Origin of the sequence: Magnetospirillum sp. XM-1, from assembly GCF_001511835.1 — a bacterium.
Classification (GTDB): Bacteria; Pseudomonadota; Alphaproteobacteria; order Rhodospirillales; family Magnetospirillaceae; genus Phaeospirillum.
Map to the genome: position 1 here is coordinate 3,457,621 of NZ_LN997848.1, position 19,176 is coordinate 3,476,796.

16 protein-coding genes are annotated in these 19,176 nt (G+C 67.2%); 9 read left to right on the forward strand and 7 right to left on the reverse strand.

What is annotated here, in order from left to right; genetic code table 11:
- From glyS to XM1_RS16005, 3 genes are all read right to left on the reverse strand, one after another.
- Complete coding sequence (gene glyS, locus XM1_RS15995) at nt 1-2,067, reverse strand: glycine--tRNA ligase subunit beta (RefSeq protein ID WP_068435192.1); 2,067 nt, start codon at nt 2,065-2,067, stop codon at nt 1-3.
- Nucleotides 2,068-2,071: 4 nt separating this feature from the next.
- Nucleotides 2,072-2,956 carry a glycine--tRNA ligase subunit alpha gene (locus XM1_RS16000; protein WP_068435194.1) on the reverse strand — a complete coding sequence of 295 codons (885 nt, stop codon included), beginning with the start codon at nt 2,954-2,956 and terminating at the stop codon, nt 2,072-2,074.
- 85 nt (nt 2,957-3,041) lie between these two features.
- Entirely contained in the window at nt 3,042-5,009 is a 1,968-nt protein-coding gene (locus XM1_RS16005; RefSeq protein ID WP_082700555.1) for a cache domain-containing protein, read from the reverse strand.
- 223 nt (nt 5,010-5,232) lie between these two features.
- Between XM1_RS16005 and XM1_RS16010 the strand changes: the two genes are divergently transcribed.
- Nucleotides 5,233-6,024, forward strand: coding sequence for a crotonase/enoyl-CoA hydratase family protein (locus XM1_RS16010; protein ID WP_068435197.1), 792 nt, complete (start codon nt 5,233-5,235; stop codon nt 6,022-6,024).
- Nucleotides 6,025-6,151: 127 nt separating this feature from the next.
- On the opposite strand, the gene gcvA is transcribed toward XM1_RS16010, so the two are convergent.
- Nucleotides 6,152-7,045 (reverse strand): transcriptional regulator GcvA, encoded by an 894-nt coding sequence (gene gcvA, locus XM1_RS16015; protein WP_068435199.1) that lies wholly within the window; start codon nt 7,043-7,045, stop codon nt 6,152-6,154.
- A gap of 181 nt (nt 7,046-7,226) precedes the next feature.
- On the opposite strand from gcvA, the gene XM1_RS16020 reads away from it, so the two are divergent.
- The 5 genes from XM1_RS16020 to XM1_RS16040 all read left to right on the forward strand — a co-directional run bounded on the left by XM1_RS16020 (nt 7,227) and on the right by XM1_RS16040 (nt 11,447).
- Entirely contained in the window at nt 7,227-7,649 is a 423-nt protein-coding gene (locus tag XM1_RS16020; protein WP_068435201.1) for a bacteriohemerythrin, read from the forward strand.
- 80 nt (nt 7,650-7,729) lie between these two features.
- Nucleotides 7,730-8,434, forward strand: coding sequence for a glutathione S-transferase N-terminal domain-containing protein (locus XM1_RS16025; RefSeq protein ID WP_068435203.1), 705 nt, complete (start codon nt 7,730-7,732; stop codon nt 8,432-8,434).
- 278 nt (nt 8,435-8,712) lie between these two features.
- Nucleotides 8,713-10,401, forward strand: coding sequence for a methyl-accepting chemotaxis protein (locus XM1_RS16030; RefSeq protein ID WP_068435205.1), 1,689 nt, complete (start codon nt 8,713-8,715; stop codon nt 10,399-10,401).
- An 18-nt stretch (nt 10,402-10,419) separates the two neighbouring features.
- Complete coding sequence (locus XM1_RS16035) at nt 10,420-10,725, forward strand: lipid asymmetry maintenance protein MlaB (RefSeq protein ID WP_068435207.1); 306 nt, start codon at nt 10,420-10,422, stop codon at nt 10,723-10,725.
- Nucleotides 10,722-11,447 carry an ATP-binding protein gene (locus XM1_RS16040; protein WP_068435208.1) on the forward strand — a complete coding sequence of 242 codons (726 nt, stop codon included), beginning with the start codon at nt 10,722-10,724 and terminating at the stop codon, nt 11,445-11,447. Before XM1_RS16035 ends, XM1_RS16040 begins: the two co-directional genes overlap by 4 nt.
- Nucleotides 11,448-11,449: 2 nt before the next feature.
- Here XM1_RS16040 and XM1_RS16045 read toward each other — a convergent pair whose 3' ends face one another.
- Nucleotides 11,450-12,622 (reverse strand): PP2C family protein-serine/threonine phosphatase, encoded by a 1,173-nt coding sequence (locus tag XM1_RS16045; protein ID WP_231920546.1) that lies wholly within the window; start codon nt 12,620-12,622, stop codon nt 11,450-11,452.
- A gap of 249 nt (nt 12,623-12,871) precedes the next feature.
- Here XM1_RS16045 and XM1_RS16050 point away from each other — a divergent pair, with 249 nt between their 5' ends.
- Entirely contained in the window at nt 12,872-14,551 is a 1,680-nt protein-coding gene (locus XM1_RS16050; protein ID WP_068435210.1) for a methyl-accepting chemotaxis protein, read from the forward strand.
- Between the two features lie 61 nt (nt 14,552-14,612).
- Here XM1_RS16050 and XM1_RS16055 read toward each other — a convergent pair whose 3' ends face one another.
- Nucleotides 14,613-15,629, reverse strand: coding sequence for a class 1 fructose-bisphosphatase (locus tag XM1_RS16055; protein ID WP_068435212.1), 1,017 nt, complete (start codon nt 15,627-15,629; stop codon nt 14,613-14,615).
- 156 nt (nt 15,630-15,785) lie between these two features.
- Between XM1_RS16055 and hybE the strand changes: the two genes are divergently transcribed.
- Nucleotides 15,786-16,259 (forward strand): [NiFe]-hydrogenase assembly chaperone HybE, encoded by a 474-nt coding sequence (gene hybE / locus XM1_RS16060; RefSeq protein WP_068435214.1) that lies wholly within the window; start codon nt 15,786-15,788, stop codon nt 16,257-16,259.
- On the forward strand, nt 16,256-17,113 hold the full coding sequence (locus XM1_RS16065) for an SUMF1/EgtB/PvdO family nonheme iron enzyme (RefSeq protein ID WP_082700556.1): 858 nt from the start codon (nt 16,256-16,258) through the stop codon (nt 17,111-17,113). Before hybE ends, XM1_RS16065 begins: the two co-directional genes overlap by 4 nt.
- Here XM1_RS16065 and XM1_RS16070 read toward each other — a convergent pair.
- A complete protein-coding gene (locus XM1_RS16070) occupies nt 17,088-19,097 on the reverse strand; it encodes a 4Fe-4S binding protein (protein ID WP_068435216.1) in 2,010 nt (669 codons plus the stop codon). The two genes, XM1_RS16065 and XM1_RS16070, sit on opposite strands and share 26 nt — an antisense overlap.
- Nucleotides 19,098-19,176 lie beyond the last annotated feature (79 nt).

A 19,176-nucleotide genomic window follows, 5' to 3' on the forward strand; every position in this document is an offset into this window, starting at 1 on the left:
TTACCCCTCGACCTTGGAGAAGTCGGCGAGCCGGCCCATGGCCGCGCCGATCAGCGCCAGCAGCTTGAGACGGTTGACGCGCAAGGGCGCCTCGTCGGCGTTGACGGTGACCTTGTCGAAGAAGGCGTCGACGGGGCGGCGCAACCGGGAGAGCGCCGCCATGGCGGCGGCGAAATCCTCGGCGGCCAGGGCCTTCTCCACCGCCGGGCCCACATCGGCCAGGGCGGCGGCCAGGGCCTTCTCCTCGTCCTGGCGCAGCAGCGCCGCGTCGGCGGAACCGCTGAACTGGGTGCCGTCCTTCTTCTCCTCGATGCGCACGATGTTGGCGGCGCGGCGATAGGCGATCAGCAGGTTGGCGCCGTCGTCGGAGGCCAGGAAGGCGCCCAGTGCCTCGACCCGCTTCAGCAGGCGGACGAGGTCGTCCTCGCCGCCCAGCGAGAAGATGGCGGTGATCAGGTCGTGACGCACCCCCTTCTCCTTCAGCGCCACCGCCAGACGGTCGGCGAAGAAGTTCATCAGCTCGGTGGCCACCTCGCCCGGCGCCATCTCCAGCCTGGCCTTGTAATGGCCGGACGCCAGGAAAATGGCCTGGGTCAGCGGCAGCCGCAGGCCGTTCTCCACCACCAGACGGATGATGCCCAGCGCGGCGCGGCGCAGCGCGAAGGGATCCTTCGATCCGGTCGGCTTCTCGTTGATGCCGAAGAAGCCCACCAGGGAATCGATCTTGTCGGCCAGGGCGACGGCCACCGACACCGGCGCGGTCGGGCAGGAATCGCCCGGCCCCTGGGGCGAGTAATGGGCGGCGATGGCGTCGGCCACCTCAGGCTTCTCGCCGTCGTTGAGCGCGTAGTAGCGGCCCATCAGGCCCTGCAGCTCGGGGAACTCGCCCACCAGTTCCGACGACAGATCGGCCTTGGCAAGACGCGCCGCCCGTTCGGCCGCCGCCGTGTCGGCCCCGATCATACCGGCGATGTTGGCCGACAGCTGGGCGATGCGCTCGGCCTTGTCGGCGACGGTGCCGAGGCTGGCGTAGAAGGTGCGCTCCGCCAGCTTGGGCAGACGGGATTCCAGGCGATGCCGGCGGTCGGTGTCCCAGAAGAACTTGGCGTCGGACAGACGGGCGCGCAGCACGCGCTGATTGCCCGCCACCACCGCGCTTCCGCCGTCACTGGTCTCCATGTTGGAGATGACGATGAAGCGGGGCGCCAGCGAGCCGTCGGCCTTCAAGAGCGAGAAATACTTCTGATGGGCGCGCATGGAGGTGATCAGCACCTCGGCCGGCACGTCCATGAACTTGTCGTCGATGGAGCCGACCAGGGGTACCGGCCACTCCACCAGTCCGGTGACCTCGGCCAGCAGGCCGTCATCGGCCTTGAGCGTCAGCCCCTCGGCCGCCGCCAGGGCTTCGGCGCCCGAAAGGATGGCGTGGCGGCGCTCGACGGAATCGAGCATCACCTTGGCGTGGCGCAGCCGGGCGAGGTAATCGGCGAAATCCTTGACCCGGAAGCTCTCGGGCGCCAGGAAGCGATGACCGGCGGTCATGTCGCCCGCCTTGTGGGGGCCGAACTCCACCGGCACCACCGCGCCGCCGAACAGGGCCAGGATGGACTGGATGGGACGCACCCAGCGGATGGTGTTGGCGCCCCAGCGCTGGCTCTTGGGCCAGGGGAAGGCGGCCATGGCGCCCTCGACCACGTCTTTCAGGACCTCGGCCGTCGGGCGGCCCTTGCGGTTGATCACCGCAAAATAGAACACGCCCTTGCCGGTGTCGCGCTGTTCCAGCTGTTCGACGCTCATGCCGGTGGACTTGAGGAAGCCCTCCATGGCCTGGGCGGGCGATCCGACACGGGGGCCGCGCTTTTCCTCAGAGACGTCGGGACCGGCCTGGGGCAGGCCCTCGATCACCAGCACCAGACGGCGCGGCGTGACGTAGGAGCGCACCGCCTCGAAGGCGATGCCGTTCTTGGCGAGGCCGTCCACCACCATGGTGCGCAGGTCGTCGGCGGCGCGCGCCTGCATGCGGGCGGGGATTTCCTCGGAGAAGATTTCAAGCAGGAACTCGGCCATGGCTTCAGCCCTCCCCCTTGGTGGTTCGGGACGCCAGCCAGCCCTCGCAGCAGGCCTTGGCCAGCGCGCGGACGCGGCCGATATAGGCCTGGCGCTCGGTGACCGAGATCACGCCGCGCGCGTCCAGCAGGTTGAAGCGGTGGCTCGCCTTGATGCACTGGTCATAAGCCGGCAGCGCCACGCCCTTGGCCAGCAGGTTCTGGCATTCCTTCTCGGCGTCGAGGAAATGCTGCAGCAGCATGTCGGTATCGGCGTGCTCGAAATTATGGGCGGAGTATTCCTTCTCCGCCTGCAAGAAGACGTCGCCATAGGTGACGCCGTCGCCGTTGAAGTCCAGGTCGTAGACGTTCTCGACGCCCTGGATGTACATGGCCAGACGTTCCAGGCCGTAGGTCAGCTCCACGGCGACGGGGTCGCACTCGATGCCGCCCACCTGCTGGAAATAGGTGAACTGGGTGACCTCCATGCCGTCGCACCACACTTCCCAGCCCAGGCCCCAGGCGCCCAGCGTCGGGCTCTCCCAGTCGTCCTCGACGAAGCGGATGTCATGGGCCAGCGGGTCGATGCCGAGACGGCGCAGGCTTTCCAGGTACAGTTCCTGGGAATTGGGCGGCGAGGGCTTCAGCAGCACCTGATACTGGTAGTAATGCTGCAGGCGGTTGGGATTCTCGCCGTAGCGGCCGTCCTTGGGCCGGCGCGACGGTTGGACATAGGCGCACTTCCAGGGCTCGGGGCCCAAGGCGCGCAGCGTGGTGGCCGGATGGAAGGTTCCGGCGCCCACCTCCATGTCGTAGGGCTGGAGGATGATGCAGCCCTGCTCGGCCCAGAACGCCTGCAAGGTGAGGATCAGGCTTTGGAAGCTCGGCTTCTTGCCCCCGATAATGCCCATGGAAAACCGCCATTCAAGTGGGTTGCAGCAAAATTGCCGCAACCCTAGCTTCGCGGCCCCACAGGGTCAAGGGCGGGGCCGGGTTTCATGCCGCCCGGCGGCGCCACGATTCCAGACGGCTCTCGAGGGCTCCTTGGGTCTGGGCATCCAGAGCGAACTGGAGATGGCTGTGGCCGTCCTTGATCAGCACCACACGGGCGCGAACCGCCGGTCCGCCGTCGAGCAGGACCTGGACGGCGTTGCCCGGCGCCAAGCCGAGATCCAGGTCGAGACAGGCGCCGCCACCCGACAGGTCGACGGAGTGGCAGGAGCGCCCGTCCACCGTCACCGGAATGCCGACGGCAAAGCGTTCGAACTGGCGCCGGTTGCCCGACTGGCGCAGGGCGAGCAGGAAGTCGGTGACGTCGGAGGTCAGCTCCTTGGTCTGCGAGGTCAGCTCGTTGGCGGTCTCGAACAACTGCTTGGCGGAGTCTCCCGTGGTCCCGGCGCCGTTGCTCACCTCGGAAATGGTCTCGGTGACGCCACGGGTGCCGATGGAGGCTTCATGGACGTTGCGGGCGATCTCGTGGGTGGCGGCGCTCTGCTCCTCCACCGCCGCGGCGATGGCCGAGGCGGTCTGGTGGACGGTGGCGATGGTCTCACCGATGGCGCGCACCGCCTGGGCCGTCTCCTGGCTGACATCCTGCACCGCCTGGATATGGACGCCGATCTCCTCGGTGGCCTTGGCGGTCTGGGTGGCCAGATGCTTGACCTCGCCCGCCACCACGGCGAAGCCCTTGCCCGCCTCGCCCGCCCTGGCCGCCTCGATGGTGGCGTTGAGCGCCAGCAGGTTGGTCTGGGCAGCGATGTCGTTGATGATGCCGGCGATGTCGCCGATCCGGCTCGTGGCGGCGGACAGGCCCCGGACGATCTCGTCGATGTGCCGCACGTCGGCGGCAGCGCGCTCGGCAATCTCGGAGGAGCGAGCCACCTGACTGGCGATCTCGCCCTGGGACGCGGCCATTTCCTCGGCGGCGGCCGCCACGGTCTCCACATTGACCGAAGCCTGTTCGGCGGCGGCGGCCACGCTGGCGGCGTTGCGGCTGGTGCCGTCCGCCACATGGCTGAGGGATTCAGCGGCCGAGCGCAGCTGGGTGGTGGAGGCCGAGACCGAGTGCAGGACTCCCTCGACGCTGCGGTTGAAATCGGTGGTCAGTTGCTCGATGGCCTCCTGCCGACGGTTGCGGGCCTGCTGCTCGGCGGCGGTTTCGGCCTCGAGCCGCTTCTTCTCCAGGGCATTGCGCTTGAAGACGGTGATGGCCTCGGCCATCTCGCCCACCTCGTCGCGGGCACCCGACAGATCGACCTCGACCTCCAGATCGCCCTCGGCCAGACGCAGCATGGTCCGGGCCTGGCGCTGGACGCGGCTGCCGATGCGCATGCCGATCCAGGCCGATACCCCTGACACCACGGCGAGGATGGCCAGCGCGATCAGCGCCACCTTGACGATGGCGGCGCGGGTCACCGCCTCCACATCGTCGATATAGACGCCGGTGCCGATCCCCCAGTTCCAGGGCGCATAGGGAATGATCTGGGCCAGCTTGGGCGAATCATAGGAATCCGCCCCGGGGCGCCGCCCCACGTAATCCACCAGCCCGCCGCCGGTGCGACCGCTTTCGATAAAGGCGCGGTAGATGAACTTGCCGGCGGAATCCTTCACCTCCAACATGCTCTTGCCCACTTCCTTGGGGCGGAAGGGATGCATCAGCAGCTTGCCGTCGAGATCGTTGACCCACAGGTAATTGTCGCCATCGAAGCGGATCATGCCGATGGCCTCCAGGGCGGCGGCCTTGGCGGCCTCTTCGGGCATCTCGCCCTTCCTGGCCTTGGCATGGTAGGCCTCGGCCACCTTGGCGGCGGATTCCACCACCGAATGGATCTGCACCCGCCGGGTTTCCAGCTGGCCGTTCCGCACGGTCAGCACGGTCACGGCGGCGAAGGCGAAAAGCCCCAGCGCCGCAAGGGCCGGAATAGCCAAGAGGCGAAACCGCAGCGATACGCTCCTGTTCGACATTCTATCCTCCCTGGGCGAACCCTCGTACGTACATCTTTTGTATTAGATGAATATACCTATAAAAAGAAACCGGTAATTCTGCGTGGCATGTATGTCCGGCGGTGGGGGGTGAGAGGCCGGCCTCAGCCCCCGTCCGCTTCACCCAGGAGTGAAAAGACCTCTTTTGCAAGGACTTGACGAAGGCCGGAAGATCTCCTGACGAACCCCACCGAAGGAGCCCGCCATGACCGAAAGTGTCCTTTGCGAGGTGAGCGGCAACATCGCCACAATCACCCTCAACCGTCCGGAAAAGCTCAACGCCATCAGCTACGACCTTGTCGACACGATGATGGCCCTGCTCGACGCCCTGGAGGCCGACGAGATGGTCGCCGCCGTGATCATCACCGGGGCCGGCGAGCGGGCCTTCTCGGCCGGGGCCGACATTCACGAATTCTCGAGGGGCGTCGAAGCGGGCGGCGAGAAGGCCATGCGCGACTTCGTCCGCCGGGGCCAGGCCATGACCGCCCGCCTGGAAGCCTTCGGCAAGCCCATCATCGCCGCGGTCAACGGCATCGCCTATGGCGGCGGCTGCGAGATCACCGAGGCGGTGCATTTGGCCGTCGCCAGCGAGCGGGCCATGTTCGCCAAGCCGGAGATCAAGCTGGGCATGCCGCCCACCTTCGGCGGCACCCAGCGCCTGCCCCGCCTGGCCGGGCGCAAGCGGGCGCTGGAACTGCTGCTGACCGGCGATCCGTTCAAGCCGGCCCGCGCCCTGGAACTGGGGCTGGTCAACGCCGTGGTGCCCCACGACACCCTGATGGCCGCCGCCCGCCATCTGGCCGGGCGCATCATCCGCCACTCGCCGCTGGCGACGCGGGCGGTGATCAACGCGGTGACGCGGGGCATCAACCTGCCCATTGCCGAGGGGCTGGCGGTGGAAGGCGAGCAATTCGCCCGCATGATCCCCACCTTCGACCTGCGCGAAGGCCTCGACGCCTGGATCGGCCACCGGGTCCCGGTCTATAAAGGAGCATGAGATACAAGCGGGGCTCCCGCCCCGGCCCCGGTTGGAGGAAACCTCCAAACCTCCCTTCTGCTTTTGAAATGAAAAGGGGGTTTGGGGCATCGCCCCGGATGGGTTCGGGCGATAGCCCGATCACGGATCATATCGGAGGGGCGTGATCCTTCAACTCCTCCCGCAGCCAGTTGCGGAAGGCGACCACCTCGGGCCGGGCGAGCGATTCCCGGCCCGCCACCAGCCAATAGCCGGTACGGCAGCGGCGCGGCGGCCCCAGCACGGGCACCAGCCGCCCGCTGTCCAGGTCGGGGGCGGCCAGCGGTAGGCGGCCCAGCGCCACCCCCACCCCCTGGGAGGCGGCCTCCCAGGCCATGTGCAAGGTGTCGAGCCTGAGCCCGCGATCGAGATCCAGACCCTCCACCCCGGCCAGATCGGCCCAGGCGGCCCAGTCCTCGGAGATGCTGCTCACCTGCAACAGCGTCTTGCCCTTCAGATCCTCGGGGGTGCGGATCTGCGCGGCCATCTCGGGGGCGCAGACCGGCACCAGATCCTCCATGGTCAGGCACAGGCTGTAGAGATCCTGCCAGCCCCCCTGCCCCATGCGGACCGCCACGTCGATGCCGTCGCGGGGAAACTCCACCTGGCGTCTGGCGGTGTCCAGCCTCACCTCGATATGGGGATGGCGCTCGTGGAAACGGGGCAGGCCGGGAATCAGCCAGCGCAGCCCGAAGCTGGGCGCCACGCTCACCGACAGCCGGCCGGTGGGCTTGCGCCCCGGCACCGATTCGGTGGCCCCGGCCAATTGCTGCAGCACGTCGCGGATACGGGGCAGATAGGCCCGCCCGGCGGTGGTCAAGGCCAGCGAGCGGTGCCCGCGGGCGAACAGCGGCACGCCCAGCCAATCCTCCAGCGAGGCGATGGAGTGGCTGACGGCGCTGGGGGTGAGGTTCAGCTCCTCGGCGGCCAGCTTGAAGCTGAGATGCCGGCCGGCGGCCTCGAACAGGCGAAGGGAATTCAGCGGAGGAAGTCGGTAGGCCATGGACGCTCGCCCCAAATGCAGGTCCCGTCCCAAGTGTCCGGGCCGGCGGCCGTCTTTGCAAACGATTTGCCGCCACGCCCGGATGAGCGGAATTCATCCATACCTCAGGCACAAGCTTCGCCCGTTGAGCCGGGCCAAAGGACGGGTTACCCTAAGGAGGTAGCCAAAAGGGGAAACAACCATGGCCATTGCTTGGGATGAAACATTAAAGGTCGGCGATATCGAGATCGACGCCGATCACAAGGAACTCATCGGACTGATCAACGATTTCGAAGCCAAGGCCAAGGCCCCGGACGGCGTCGACAAGCACGCCATCCAGGTGACGCTGGAACGCCTTCAGCTCTACGCCTACGACCACTTCGCCCGCGAGGAATACATCCAGGCGGTGGCCAAGTATGACGGCCTGGAAGAGAACAAGCGCCAGCACGCCGCGCTCAGAAAGACGCTGGGCGACTACATCGCCAAGTTCAACGCCGGCCAGTACACTGACCTGGGCGTCGCCGCCGGCGAGATGTCGGCCTTCCTGAACCACTGGCTGATGAACCACATCCTGGAAACCGACCTCAAGATGAAGGGCAAGATGAAGGTCGAGCAGTGGCGTTAAGATAAGGTCATACCAACGGCAGGGCTTCCGCCCTGCCGCGACCGGCCTACCTCTCTGGGACACCGAACGGGAGCGCAGGCATGATCGACCTTTACTACTGGACCACGCCCAACGGGCATAAGATCACCATCTTCCTGGAAGAATCCGGCCTGCCCTACCGCATCAAGCCGGTCAACATCTCCAAGGGCGAGCAGTTCCAGCCGGACTTCCTGCGCATCTCGCCCAACAACCGCATGCCGGCCATCGTCGATGACGACCCCGCCGACGGCGGCGCACCGCTCAGCGTCTTTGAATCCGGCGCCATCCTGGTCTACCTCGCCGAGAAATGCGGCCGCTTCCTGCCCGCCGACCCGCGCGGCCGGGCGACAACGCTGCAATGGCTGTTCTGGCAGATGGGAGGCCTCGGCCCCATGCTCGGCCAGAACCACCACTTCGTCCAATACGCCCCGGAAAAGATTCCCTACGCCATCGACCGCTACGTCAAGGAGACCAACCGCCTCTACGGCGTGCTCGACCGACGTCTGGCCGAGGCCGAGTTCATGGCGGGCGAGTACTCCATCGCCGACATGGCCTCCTATCCCTGGATCGTGCCGTGGGAGCGCCAGGGCCAGAACCTGGACGACTTCCCCCACCTCAAGCGCTGGTTCAACGCCATCGCCGCCCGCCCGGCGGTGCAACGCGCCTATGCCCGCGCCGACGAGGTCAACACCCAGCGGGTGGTCACCGACGAGGCAAAGAAGGTGCTGTTCGGACAAACCGCCGCCTCCCTGCCCGGAAAGCCGTGACCCACCAAAGGAGACGCAGTTTTCATGATGCATTTTTGGCGCATGTTAAGCCGGCGCGCCGGCGGCACGGCAGGCGAGGCCAATATTATAACTAGATAATACTAGCAAACAGCCAGGAGGAGGATTTTAAAGTCCGGTTTATATCTTGGTTTAATTTCGTGACAGGCCGACACATCTCAAGTTCATCTGCATAACGGCGCCGCGGACGTTTGACATCCGCGGCGCCATGCTATTTAGTTGCACTGCAGCAAAATTGGCCATTGAACTTGAGGGCGGCGATGACGTGGCTTGATGACCGGCGGATTGGAACAAAAATCGGATTGATCGTGGCGGCGGCCTTCGTCGGCATGTGCCTGATCTTCCTCGGCGCCCTTCAGGTGCTGAACGGCGAGGTGTTGGGCGGGCGCAAGGCCAAGGTCAAGGACCTGGTGGACAGCGCCGCCGGCATCATCGCCGCCTACGAGGCCGAGGCGAAGGCCGGACGCCTGCCCGAGGCCGAGGCCAAGACGGCGGCCAAGCGCGACATCGCCGCCCTGCGCTACGGCGACAACGACTACTTCTGGATCCACGATCTGGCGGGGCGCATGGTCATGCACCCCATCAAGCCGGAACTGGACGGCAAGGACGTCAGCGACCTGAAGGACGCCACCGACCACCCCCTGTTCGTGCGCATGAACGAGCTGGTCAAGGCCAAGGGCGCCGACTTCCATTACTACGACTGGCCCAAGCCCGGTTCGCCTAAGCCCGTGCGCAAGGTGTCCTACGTCAAACTGAACTCCAGCTGGGGATGGGTGGTCGGCACCGGCATCTACCTGGACGACGTGGACGCGGCCTTCTGGTCCACCGCGCTCTATTTCGGCGGCGGCGTCCTGGCGCTGACCGTCCTGGTCCTGGCCCTGTCCATGCTGGTGGCGCGCCGCATCACCCGCCCGTTGGTCAATCTGTCCCATGTCATGGACGGCCTGTCGAAGAAGGAATTCGACATGGAGGTCCCCGCCCTGGCCCGCAAGGACGAAGTGGGCGACATGGCCCGCACGGTGGAGATCTTCAAGGAAGGCCTGATCCGCGCCGAGCAGCTGGCGGCCGAGCAGCGCGAGGCCGAGTGGACCAAGGACAAGCGGGCCCGCGTGGTCGACAACCTGCTGAAGGAATTCAACGAGGAGGTCACCGAAGCCCTGCAGGCCATGGCGGCCACCGCCGGCGAGCTGGAATCCACCTCGCGCGTGCTGTCGGAGGCCGCCCAGGGCGCCTCGACCCAGGCGACCGCGGTGGCCTCGGCCATCGAGGAGACCGCCGTCAACATGCGCACGGCGGCCAATTCGGCGGAGCAGCTGGCTATTTCCGGCGAGGATATCAGCCAGCGCGTCGGCACCTCGGTGAGCATCGCCGGCGACGCCTCGGTCGAGGCCGGGCGCACCACCGCGCTGATCAACAGCCTGGCCGAGGCGGTGGACAAGATCGGCGCCGTGGTCGCACTGATCAACGACATCGCCGCCCAGACCAACCTCCTGGCCCTGAACGCCACCATCGAAGCGGCGCGCGCCGGCGACGCCGGCAAGGGCTTCGCCGTGGTGGCCAACGAGGTGAAGACCCTGGCCAACCAGACGGCCAGGGCCACCGACGAGATCGCCACCCAGATCTCCACCGTCCAGAAAGTCACCGGCGACGCCGTCGCCGCCATCGCCTCCATCTCAGCGGTGATCGAGCGGATCCGGGAGGCGTCGTCGGGAATCGCCGACGCCGTCCACCAGCAGGACGAAGCCACCGGCGAGATCGCCGAGAACGTTCAGCAAGTTGCCCAGGCGACAACCGAGGTCAGTTCGAATATCGTAGGTGTCAATCAGGCCGCCGAGCAGACGGAGAAGATCGCCGACGACGTGCTCGACACGGCCAAGAACGTCGCGGGGCGCGCCAACACTCTTCGCGAACGGGTGGACACCTTCCTGACCAGCATCCGGGCATCCTAGCAATCGAGAGAAATCGACATGCAATACGCGCTCAAGAGCAACGGCAATACGGCCCAGCTGACCATCAGCGGGACCCTGACCTTCGCCCAGGCCCCGCTTTTTCCCAAGGTCCTGGCCGAGTTGGAAGCCGCACGGGACGTGACCAACCTGACCATCGCCCTGAACGGCCTGAACTTCATCGATTCAACCGGCATGAGCCTGTTCGTGCATATCTACGACGCCTCGCAAAGCCGGAATCTCCACGTCGCCATCCAGGGTGCCGTCGGGCCGGTGGCGGCCGCCATGGAGCGCGCCGCCTTCAAGACTCTTTTCGAGTTCAAGTGAGCCGGGCCCACGCATCGCCGACCATTGTAAGCCGGACCGCGGGCAAGCGCGGCCTCGGGCGTTTCGGCCGTCTGGCCGCCGCCGGGCTGCTGCCGTTGCGCACCGACGAGCACGGGCATTGCCTCGTGCTGTTCGAAGGCGCCGGAGCGGCCAGTGTCGAGGATATCCTCTGCCCGCCGGCGTCGTGGGCCATCGACCTGGATTGCTCTTCCCCCGACGAGGGATTGCGGCGCCTACCCGCCCGGCTGCTGCTGCGCGCGTCCACGCTCGCCGCCGTCAACCACGATCTGGTCGGCGTGCTGATCGCCGCATTGGTCCAGCGCCTGCCGCGGGCCGAGGCCCTGGCCTTGGACCTGCGCCTCGCCCTGCAGGAAGCGGTGGGCAACGCCGTCATGCACGGCAATCTCTGTCTCGACGGGCGCCTGCGGAGCAGCCGCGAAGGGCTCAGCCTCTTCACCCAGACCATGCAGCGCCGCCTGGAGGACCCCCGCTTCGCCCACCGGCCGGTGACCATCGCCGCCGATTGGAACCACACCCATCTGGTGATAAGGGTCGAGGATCGCGGCCGGGGCTTCCAGCCGCCCGCCGTGTCGCTTCCCGTCATGCCGAAAGCCTGCAGCGGACGCGGCATCGGCCAGATCCGCGCCCTGTGCCAGCGGGTCTCCTTCACCCGCAACGGCCGGCGCATTTCCATGCGCTTTTGCCTGCCGTCCGAGACCTAGGGTCAGCCGACCAACTGAACCCAGGTGACGTCGTCGGCGAACTCGCCCGGTGAGCGGGCGGCGAAGCCGGCCATCACCCCCGCCACCATTTCGCCGGGATCGGGGCTTAGTACGTCGCGCACCAGATCCACCACCCAGTGCTCGCCCAGCGGCTTGCCGGAGACGTCGGAGGCGTCGATCAGGGCGTCGCTGTACAACGACAGCTGACTGCCGGGCGGAAACGGCAGCACCTCGGTCTGGTAGCGGGCCGTCTGGCTGATCCCCAAGGGCAAGCCGACGCCGCCCACCAGGCGCGGCTCCCCACCCGGCTCCACCAGGATGGGGGCCGGCCCGCCGCAATTGACCAGGGACAGCGTGCGGGCGGCGCAATCGACCACCGCCAGGGTCATGGTGGCGAACTGGCCGCGCGGCAGCAATTGCTTCAGGGCGAGGTTGATCTTTTCCAGCGCGGCTCCGGGGTCGCCCATCTGGGCTTCCAGGTCCTGCAGCAGCAGGTGCAGGCGGAAGGTGTTGATGGACGCCGCCACGCCGTGGCCGGAAAAGTCCACGGTATAGAGCGCCAGGCGATGGTCGTCCACCGGCGCCAGCCCCCACAGGTCGCCTCCCAGTTCGGAAGACGGGCTGAACGCCGCATCGATGGCCAGGCCATAGCGCCGGCGCATGTCCCGCATCTGCTCGGAACCGGGCAGCAGGGCGTTCTGCATGCCGCGCGCCATGCGCAAATCCACCGCCAGCCGGTCGCGATAGCGGCGCAGATCGGCCAGGGCAAGGTGGCTGCGCAGGTGAACCTCGACGCGGGCCACCAGTTCCCGGCGGTCGATGGGCTTGGCGATATAGTCGTTGGCGCCGGCGGCGAACAGGGCGTTGCGGGTTGTCTGGTCGACCACCGCCGACAGCACCAGCACCGGCAGGGCGCGGCGGCGCGGGTCGGCCCGCAGCGCCGCCAGGAATTCCTCGCCGTTCATCACCGGCATCATCAGGTCGAGCAGAACGATGTCCGGCTCGAAGGTTTCGACCTTGTCCAGACCTTCGCGGCCGTTGCGGGCGCACTCCACATTCAGGAGCCCCATGCTTTCCAGCACGGCGCAGGCGAAGACCCGATTCATCTCGTTGTCCTCGACAACCAGAACCCGGGCCCCGGTCAGGTCGATGCTCCCCTCGTCCAGCCTGTCCACGTCATCCTCCCTGCCGCCAGGATAGCCATGCCGGGGAAAATCACCAAGGCCGGGATGTGGAAGGGCGTCAATTTCCCAAGGGGGATCAACAAGGGCTTGACCTGATCGCCGCCAACTTGGCAAGGTTGTTGCGCCAGGACGCGGCAAAACAAAATAATTATGCGTTCGTATAGGGAAGCCAGCAGTAATTCGGTAGGGCCGGAACCATTGTGGGTCCGGTAATCGCCATTACCTGTCTGGGAGATTCCCGTGCTCGCCCGCATTGCCGACGCCCGCATCACCGTCAAATTCTTTATCGCCCCTCTCCTTTTGGTTGCCTGCATCGCCGTGCTGGGCATCGTGTTCAATGTGGCCATGAGCCGGCAGGAACACTCCATGGAGGGCATGGTCACCGTCTCCTTCGCCAACAGCCGCACCGCGGCGGAGTTGGACGGCATGGCGGCCACCATCGAGTCCAACATCTACCGCCTGCTAGGCTGGCAGGCCGCCAAGGAAGACAAGGAGCGCATCAAGGGCCTGGACACCCAGGTGCGCGCCGACCTGAAGGCCCTGGGCGAGAAGTCCAAGATTCTGCTGGATTCCATGAAATCCGATCCGGCGGCCGCCAAGCAGGTCAAGGACTACATCCTGGCCGCCGGCGACGTGCTGGACATGTATGCCAGCGACCATATGACGGCGCTGTCCATGATGGGCGCCACCGAGCTGGAATACGACGGCATCCGGACCAAGCTGCGGGAGCTGGTCGACAACGCCGCCGCCAAGGCGGCCGACGATTACCGCGACGCCACCGCCGCCGCCCACTCCACCAAGGCCCAGTACTTCCTGGTGCTGGCGGTGTTCCTGGGAGTGGGCGTGGTGGTGACGCTGGGCATGGCGCGGCTCACCGCCCGGCCGGTGACCCAGCTGACCGGCGTGATGGGACGCCTGGCCGAGGGCAGCACCGACGTGGAGATTCCCTCCCAGGACAACCGCGACGAGGTGGGCGAAATGGCCCGCGCCGTGGCGGTGTTCCGCGATTCCATGAAGCGGGCCGCCGAACTGGAGGCCCAGCAGCGCCGCCAGCGCGACCAGCAGGCCGAGTTGCTGGCCAAGCGCGACACCATGATCGCCGGCTTCAACGAAGCCATGGAAAACATCATGGCGACGGTCAGTTCGTCCATCGACCGGGTCCACAATCTATCCAACGCGCTCCAGGCCAACGCCGAGCAGACCAGCTCGCAGGGCTCGGCGGTGGCCAACGCCGCCGAGCACTCGGCCGCCAACGTGGCCACCGTGGCCAGCGCCGCCGAGCAATTGGGATCGTCGGTGCAGGAAATCAGCCGCCAGGTTACCGAAACCGCCTCCATCACCACGGAAGCGGTCAGCGGCATCCATACCGCCAACGGCACCATGGACGGCCTGGCCGAGGCGGCGCGGCGCATCGGCGAGGTGGTGCAGCTGATCAACGACATCGCCGGCCAGACCAACCTGCTGGCGCTGAACGCCACCATCGAGGCGGCCCGTGCCGGCGAAGCGGGCAAAGGCTTCGCCGTGGTGGCCAGCGAGGTCAAGACCCTGGCCAACCAGACGGCGCGCGCCACCGACGAGATCGCCCAGCAGATCGCCGGCATCCAGTCCATTTCCAAGGAGGCGGTGGACACCATCCGCAGCGTCGGGCTGACCATCGACCGCGTCAATCAGGTGGTGTCGTCCATCGCGGCGGCGGTGGAAGAGCAAAGCGCCGCCACCGACGAAATCGTCCGCTCGGTGCAGGAAGCGGCCTCGGGCAACGCCGAGATCACGCGCAACATCGCCGACGTGTCCAAGGCCGCCATCGCCACCGGCGAGATGGCGTCTGGCATGTTCAAGGCCGCCGACGAACTGGTGGAGGAAGCCGGTCACCTGCGTTCCGAGGTGGGCGGGTTCCTCGCCAACATGCGCCAGGGCTAGGCCAATAAAAAAGGCCGGACGCGGCGTCTCCCACCGCGTCCGGCCCCTTGTTCAGCCGAGACTACTTCTTGGAATCGTATTCGGCGTGATAGGCGCCGATGCGTTCCACCTCGTTCTTCGAGCCCAGGACCACCGGCACGCGCTGGTGCAGGCTGGTGGGCGGCACCTCCATCATGCGGCCGCGCCCGGTGGTGGCGGCGCCGCCGGCCTGCTCGACCAGGAAGGCCATGGGGTTGGCTTCGTACATCAGGCGCAGCTTGCCGCCCTTCTTCATGTTCTCGGTGTCGGCCGGGTAGAGGAACACGCCGCCGCGACACAGGATGCGATGCACCTCGGCCACCATGGAGGCCACCCAGCGCATGTTGAAATCCTTGCCCCGGGGGCCTTCCTTGCCCTGGCGGCATTCGTCGATATAGCGCTTCACCGGCGGCTCCCAGAACCGCTCGCGGGACGCGTTGATGGCGAATTCCTTGGTGTCGTCCGGAATGGTCATGTTGGGGTGGGTCAGCATGAACATGCCGACATTGTTGTCCAGCGTGAAGCCGTTGACGCCGTTGCCGGTGGTCAGCACCATCATGGTGGACGAGCCGTAAAGGGCGTAGCCGGCGGCAACCTGCTTGACGCCCGGCTGCAGGAAGGCGTCCTTGGAGGCCCCCGACGCGCCGTCGGGGAGCTTCAGGATCGAGAAGATCGAGCCCACCGAGATGTTGACGTCGATGTTGGACGACCCGTCCAGGGGATCGAACAGCAGCAGGTACTTGCCGTCGGCGGCGCCGTGGACCGCATGCACGTCCTCCAGCTCTTCCGAGGCCATGCCGGCATAGGAACCGCCCAGCGCGTTCATGTGCAGGAAGATGTCGTTGGCCAGCACGTCGAGCTTCTTCTGCTCCTCGCCCTGGACGTTCTCGGACCCCGCCACGCCCAGATTGCCGGCCAGCGCGCCGCGGTTGACCTCGTGCGAGATCATCTTGCAGGCGAAGATGATGTCAGTCATCAGCGCGGTGAACGAACCCGAACCGCCCAGGCGGCGCTGCTCTTGCAGCAGGAAGTGGGTCAGCGTGATCCTCTTGTACGGCATGTCTACCCTCTCTCTCGCTGGGCGGGGTTTCCCCGTCATTGGATGGCGGAATGACTTAAGCCCATGGCCACAAAAATGCAATGCGAAGGTGGGGGCTTCACCCCTTCTCCCGGGTAGGATACGATCCCTTCCCCATTATCCAGGAGCACTCCGTCCATGGCCGACCCGCTGTCTCCCGCCGACCAGACCCGCATCCGCGACCTGGTGACCGTCTTCGCGCGCATCGGCGAGGAGCGCATGAAGGATCTGGGCCTCTACAATCCCGAGCTTCAGGTCGAAGCGGTGGGCTTCCGCCGCTGGCAGGGCTGGCTGGCCGGCATCCTGGTGACGCCGTGGTTCATGAACTTCATGCTGCTGCCCGGCCCCGACACCGAGAACCTTGCGGGCGTCGAGCCCGGCTCGCGCCGACGCATCGAACTGCCCAAGGGCGAGGTGGTGTTCGTGGTCGGCGAGGTCGAGGAGGTGGGCCCCTACCTGTCGCATTCCATCCACTCGCCCATGGGCCAGTTCCCCGACCACGCCAGCGCCTCGACCACCGCCTGGGCCGCCGTCGGTCCCTGGTTCCAGGAGCCGGGCGAAGAACAGCAGGCGGGCTGCGGCTTCGGCTGGGGCGTCAACAAGGGGCCATGAGGAGGCTCGCCGCCACCCTCCTGCTTGCAGCCATTGCGCCGGCCGCCGGTGCGGAGGAATGGCGGCCCTGCCCCCAATGCCCACCCATGGTCCGCATTCCCGCTGGACAGTCGGTGATGGGCGACGACAAGGCGAAGTTCGCCAACGAGAAGCCGGCGGTGAAGGTGACCATTCCCCGCCCCTTCGCCCTGTCGGCCTCCGAAATCACCTTCGACGAGTGGCAGGCCTGCGTCGACGCCAATTCCTGCAAGGGCGGCCAGGACGACCATACCTGGGGCAAGGGACGGCGGCCGGTGATCAACATGACCTGGGACGAGGCCCGCGCCTATGCCGCCTGGGTCGGGCGGGAAAGCGGGCTCGTCTGCCGCCTGCCCAGCGAGGCGGAATGGGAACACGCCGCCCGGTCGGGCGCCGCCACCGGCTATTGGTGGGGCGAGGATGCGGGCAAGGGACGGCTCAACTGCCGCGACTGCCTGGGCAAGGAGCCCCCCTATGGCTCCCAGCCGGTGCGAAGCTTCCCGCCCAGCCCCTGGGGCCTCTACGAGATGCACGGCAATGTCTGGGAATGGACCAGCGATTGCTGGACCCCCGACCACTCCAAGCCCCCCAGCGCCGATCCCGCCTGCCGCGACAAGGTGGTCAAGGGCGGCTCGTGGTACTACTTCTCCGCCATGTCGCGGGCCTCGGCCAGGGCCAAGAACGACGCCATGGTGTGGAGCTACAATATCGGCGTGCGGGTGCTGTGCGAGTTGCCGGAGGGTTTCAGGCCTGCGGGCGGGACGCCCGCGCTCCAACCTGATCTCGGAGCGCGGGCGTCCCGCCCGCACATCACCCCTTCCCGTCCCGCTCCTTGAGATAGTCCTCGGTGGTCCGGGTCACCGGCGCCGCCGCCCCGGCCATGGGGCGCGCGCCTTCCTCCAACTCGTACTGGGCGACGACGCGGCAATCCTCGCACATCTTGATGAGGTCCAGCTTGCCGGTGCCCTTGAACATGGCGTGACCGCTCATGCGCTCGGTCATGCGCTCGATCACCGATTTCGAGGCGAAGGGCTTGCCGCAGCGGATACACTGGTAGGGCTCCTCCTCCTTCAGCACCGTGCGCACCTTGGCCTCGGGGCCGAAAGCCAGACGCGGCACCAGGGTCACCGCCTTTTCCGGACAGGTGACGCGGCACAGGCCGCACTGGACGCAATTGGCTTCCAGGATGCCCAGCGACGGCTTGTCGGGATGGCCCGACAGCGCCTTGGCCGGGCACGCCGAGATGCAGGCCATGCACAGCGTGCACTTGGCCTCGTCCACGAGGATGGTGCCGAAGGGATCGCCGGTCTCCAGCGCCAGCACGTCGACCGGAGCGGGGGCGTGACGGTGCAGATGGGTGAGCGCCAGCCCCAGGGTCTGGCGCTTGCCGCCGAGCACCAGGAACTCGGCCGCCGGGTCCACCGCCTTGGGCGCCTTGGACGGCAGCAGGGCGGCGATGGCGGAAGGATCGGATTCCACCTCGAGGCGGGCGCGGGCCTGCCAGCCCAGCCCCTCGGCGACCCGGTTGGCGAGGCTGATCGCGGCGCGCGCCCCGTCGAGATCGTCGCGCCGCGCCGGGTCGGCCAGCAGCAGAACCTCGCCCGCCCCCTTGGCCAGGGCGGCGAGCAGGGTATCGGCGCCCTGGGCGGCGACGGCCGCCACCTGCACCGGCATCACGTCAGCGGGCAGGCCGTCGCCGAAGCGGGACAGCGCCGCCAAAGCCTCGCCCCCGACTTCGTCATGGATCAGCAGGACGGGCGAACCGCCGCCAGCGGCCCGATGGGTCTCCAGCAGCACGCCGAGGCGCTTGAACAGGCCGTTGCCGGCGGGAACGTCGAAGCGGATGGCCCCGGTGGGGCAAACCGCGGCGCACGAGCCGTGCCCGCCGCACACATGGGCGTCCACCGAGGCCGCATCGCCCAAGGGCGACAGCGCCCCCGACGGGCAGATGTCGAGACAGCGGGTGCAGGCCACCTGTCCGTTGCGCGAATGGGCGCACAAGGCGGAATCCACCTTGATCCAGCGCGGCTTCTCGAATTCACCGACCAATCCGCCGATCTCGGCCAGCGCCCGCTCCAGGGCCAGCTTGTCGCGGGGATCGACCCGCAGCCAGCCGTCGCGGGGCCCCAGCAAAGCGGGCTGATTGGTCAGGTCCAGCACGATATCGGCGGCCAGGTCGCGGCTGCCCACCGCAATCTCGAAGGACAGCGCGCCACGCGCCGACGGCGAAGCCCCGGCCAGATCGGCGACGCCGACCTTGAAGGCGCCGAGATGGCCCGAGGCGCCGAGCGGCTTGCCCCGGAACAGGCCGAGGGAACGCACCATGGGGGGAATCAACTCGGCCTCGTGTCCGGGCAGCAGCACGCAGGTGACGGCGCGGTCGGCCCCCAGGCGCTTGGCGGCGTCGAGAACCTCCTGGCCTTGACCCAGGATCAGCACGGAGCCCTCGCTGGTAAGCGTCACGCTGGGGGTGGGCTCCGATTCCTCGGCCGCATCCTTGATCAGGGCGGCGATCTTGGGCGTGGCACGCGCCGCCTCGGCCGACCAGCCGGCGCGGTCGCGGATATCGACGCAGGTCGGCTCGGGTGCCTCGGCCAGACGGGCCAGTTCGGCGAACAGCGGCGCCTCCTGGCCGCAACACACCAGCAGGTCCTCGCCCGCGGCGGCGGCCTTGCGGAAGGCATCGGCCTGGGACCGGCAAAGCTGGAAATACACCTGATCCGGCGGCTCGGTCCCCAAGGCCTTGGCCAGGGCCTTGACGTCCAGGGGCATCGTCGCCTCGCACGAACACACCATCACCCGCTTGCCACCGACCTTCATGCGCCTCGTCCCTTATTTCGTTGCCTCGGCCCATTGTAGGTCGGGCCGGGGCCGCATACTGTAAAGACCAGGAGGCCAA

Bases quoted from the DNA above. Each gene is read 5' to 3' on its own strand.
- glyS (WP_068435192.1), bottom strand. From the start codon at position 2,067: ATGGCCGAGTTCCTGCTTGAAATCTTCTCCGAGGAAATCCCCGCCCGC.
- XM1_RS16000 (WP_068435194.1), bottom strand. From the start codon at position 2,956: ATGGGCATTATCGGGGGCAAGAAGCCGAGCTTCCAAAGCCTGATCCTC.
- XM1_RS16005 (WP_082700555.1), bottom strand. From the start codon at position 5,009: ATGTCGAACAGGAGCGTATCGCTGCGGTTTCGCCTCTTGGCTATTCCG.
- XM1_RS16010 (WP_068435197.1), top strand. From the start codon at position 5,233: ATGACCGAAAGTGTCCTTTGCGAGGTGAGCGGCAACATCGCCACAATC.
- gcvA (WP_068435199.1), bottom strand. From the start codon at position 7,045: ATGGCCTACCGACTTCCTCCGCTGAATTCCCTTCGCCTGTTCGAGGCC.
- XM1_RS16020 (WP_068435201.1), top strand. From the start codon at position 7,227: ATGGCCATTGCTTGGGATGAAACATTAAAGGTCGGCGATATCGAGATC.
- XM1_RS16025 (WP_068435203.1), top strand. From the start codon at position 7,730: ATGATCGACCTTTACTACTGGACCACGCCCAACGGGCATAAGATCACC.
- XM1_RS16030 (WP_068435205.1), top strand. From the start codon at position 8,713: ATGACGTGGCTTGATGACCGGCGGATTGGAACAAAAATCGGATTGATC.
- XM1_RS16035 (WP_068435207.1), top strand. From the start codon at position 10,420: ATGCAATACGCGCTCAAGAGCAACGGCAATACGGCCCAGCTGACCATC.
- XM1_RS16055 (WP_068435212.1), bottom strand. From the start codon at position 15,629: ATGCCGTACAAGAGGATCACGCTGACCCACTTCCTGCTGCAAGAGCAG.
- hybE (WP_068435214.1), top strand. From the start codon at position 15,786: ATGGCCGACCCGCTGTCTCCCGCCGACCAGACCCGCATCCGCGACCTG.
- XM1_RS16065 (WP_082700556.1), top strand. From the start codon at position 16,256: ATGAGGAGGCTCGCCGCCACCCTCCTGCTTGCAGCCATTGCGCCGGCC.
- XM1_RS16070 (WP_068435216.1), bottom strand. From the start codon at position 19,097: ATGAAGGTCGGTGGCAAGCGGGTGATGGTGTGTTCGTGCGAGGCGACG.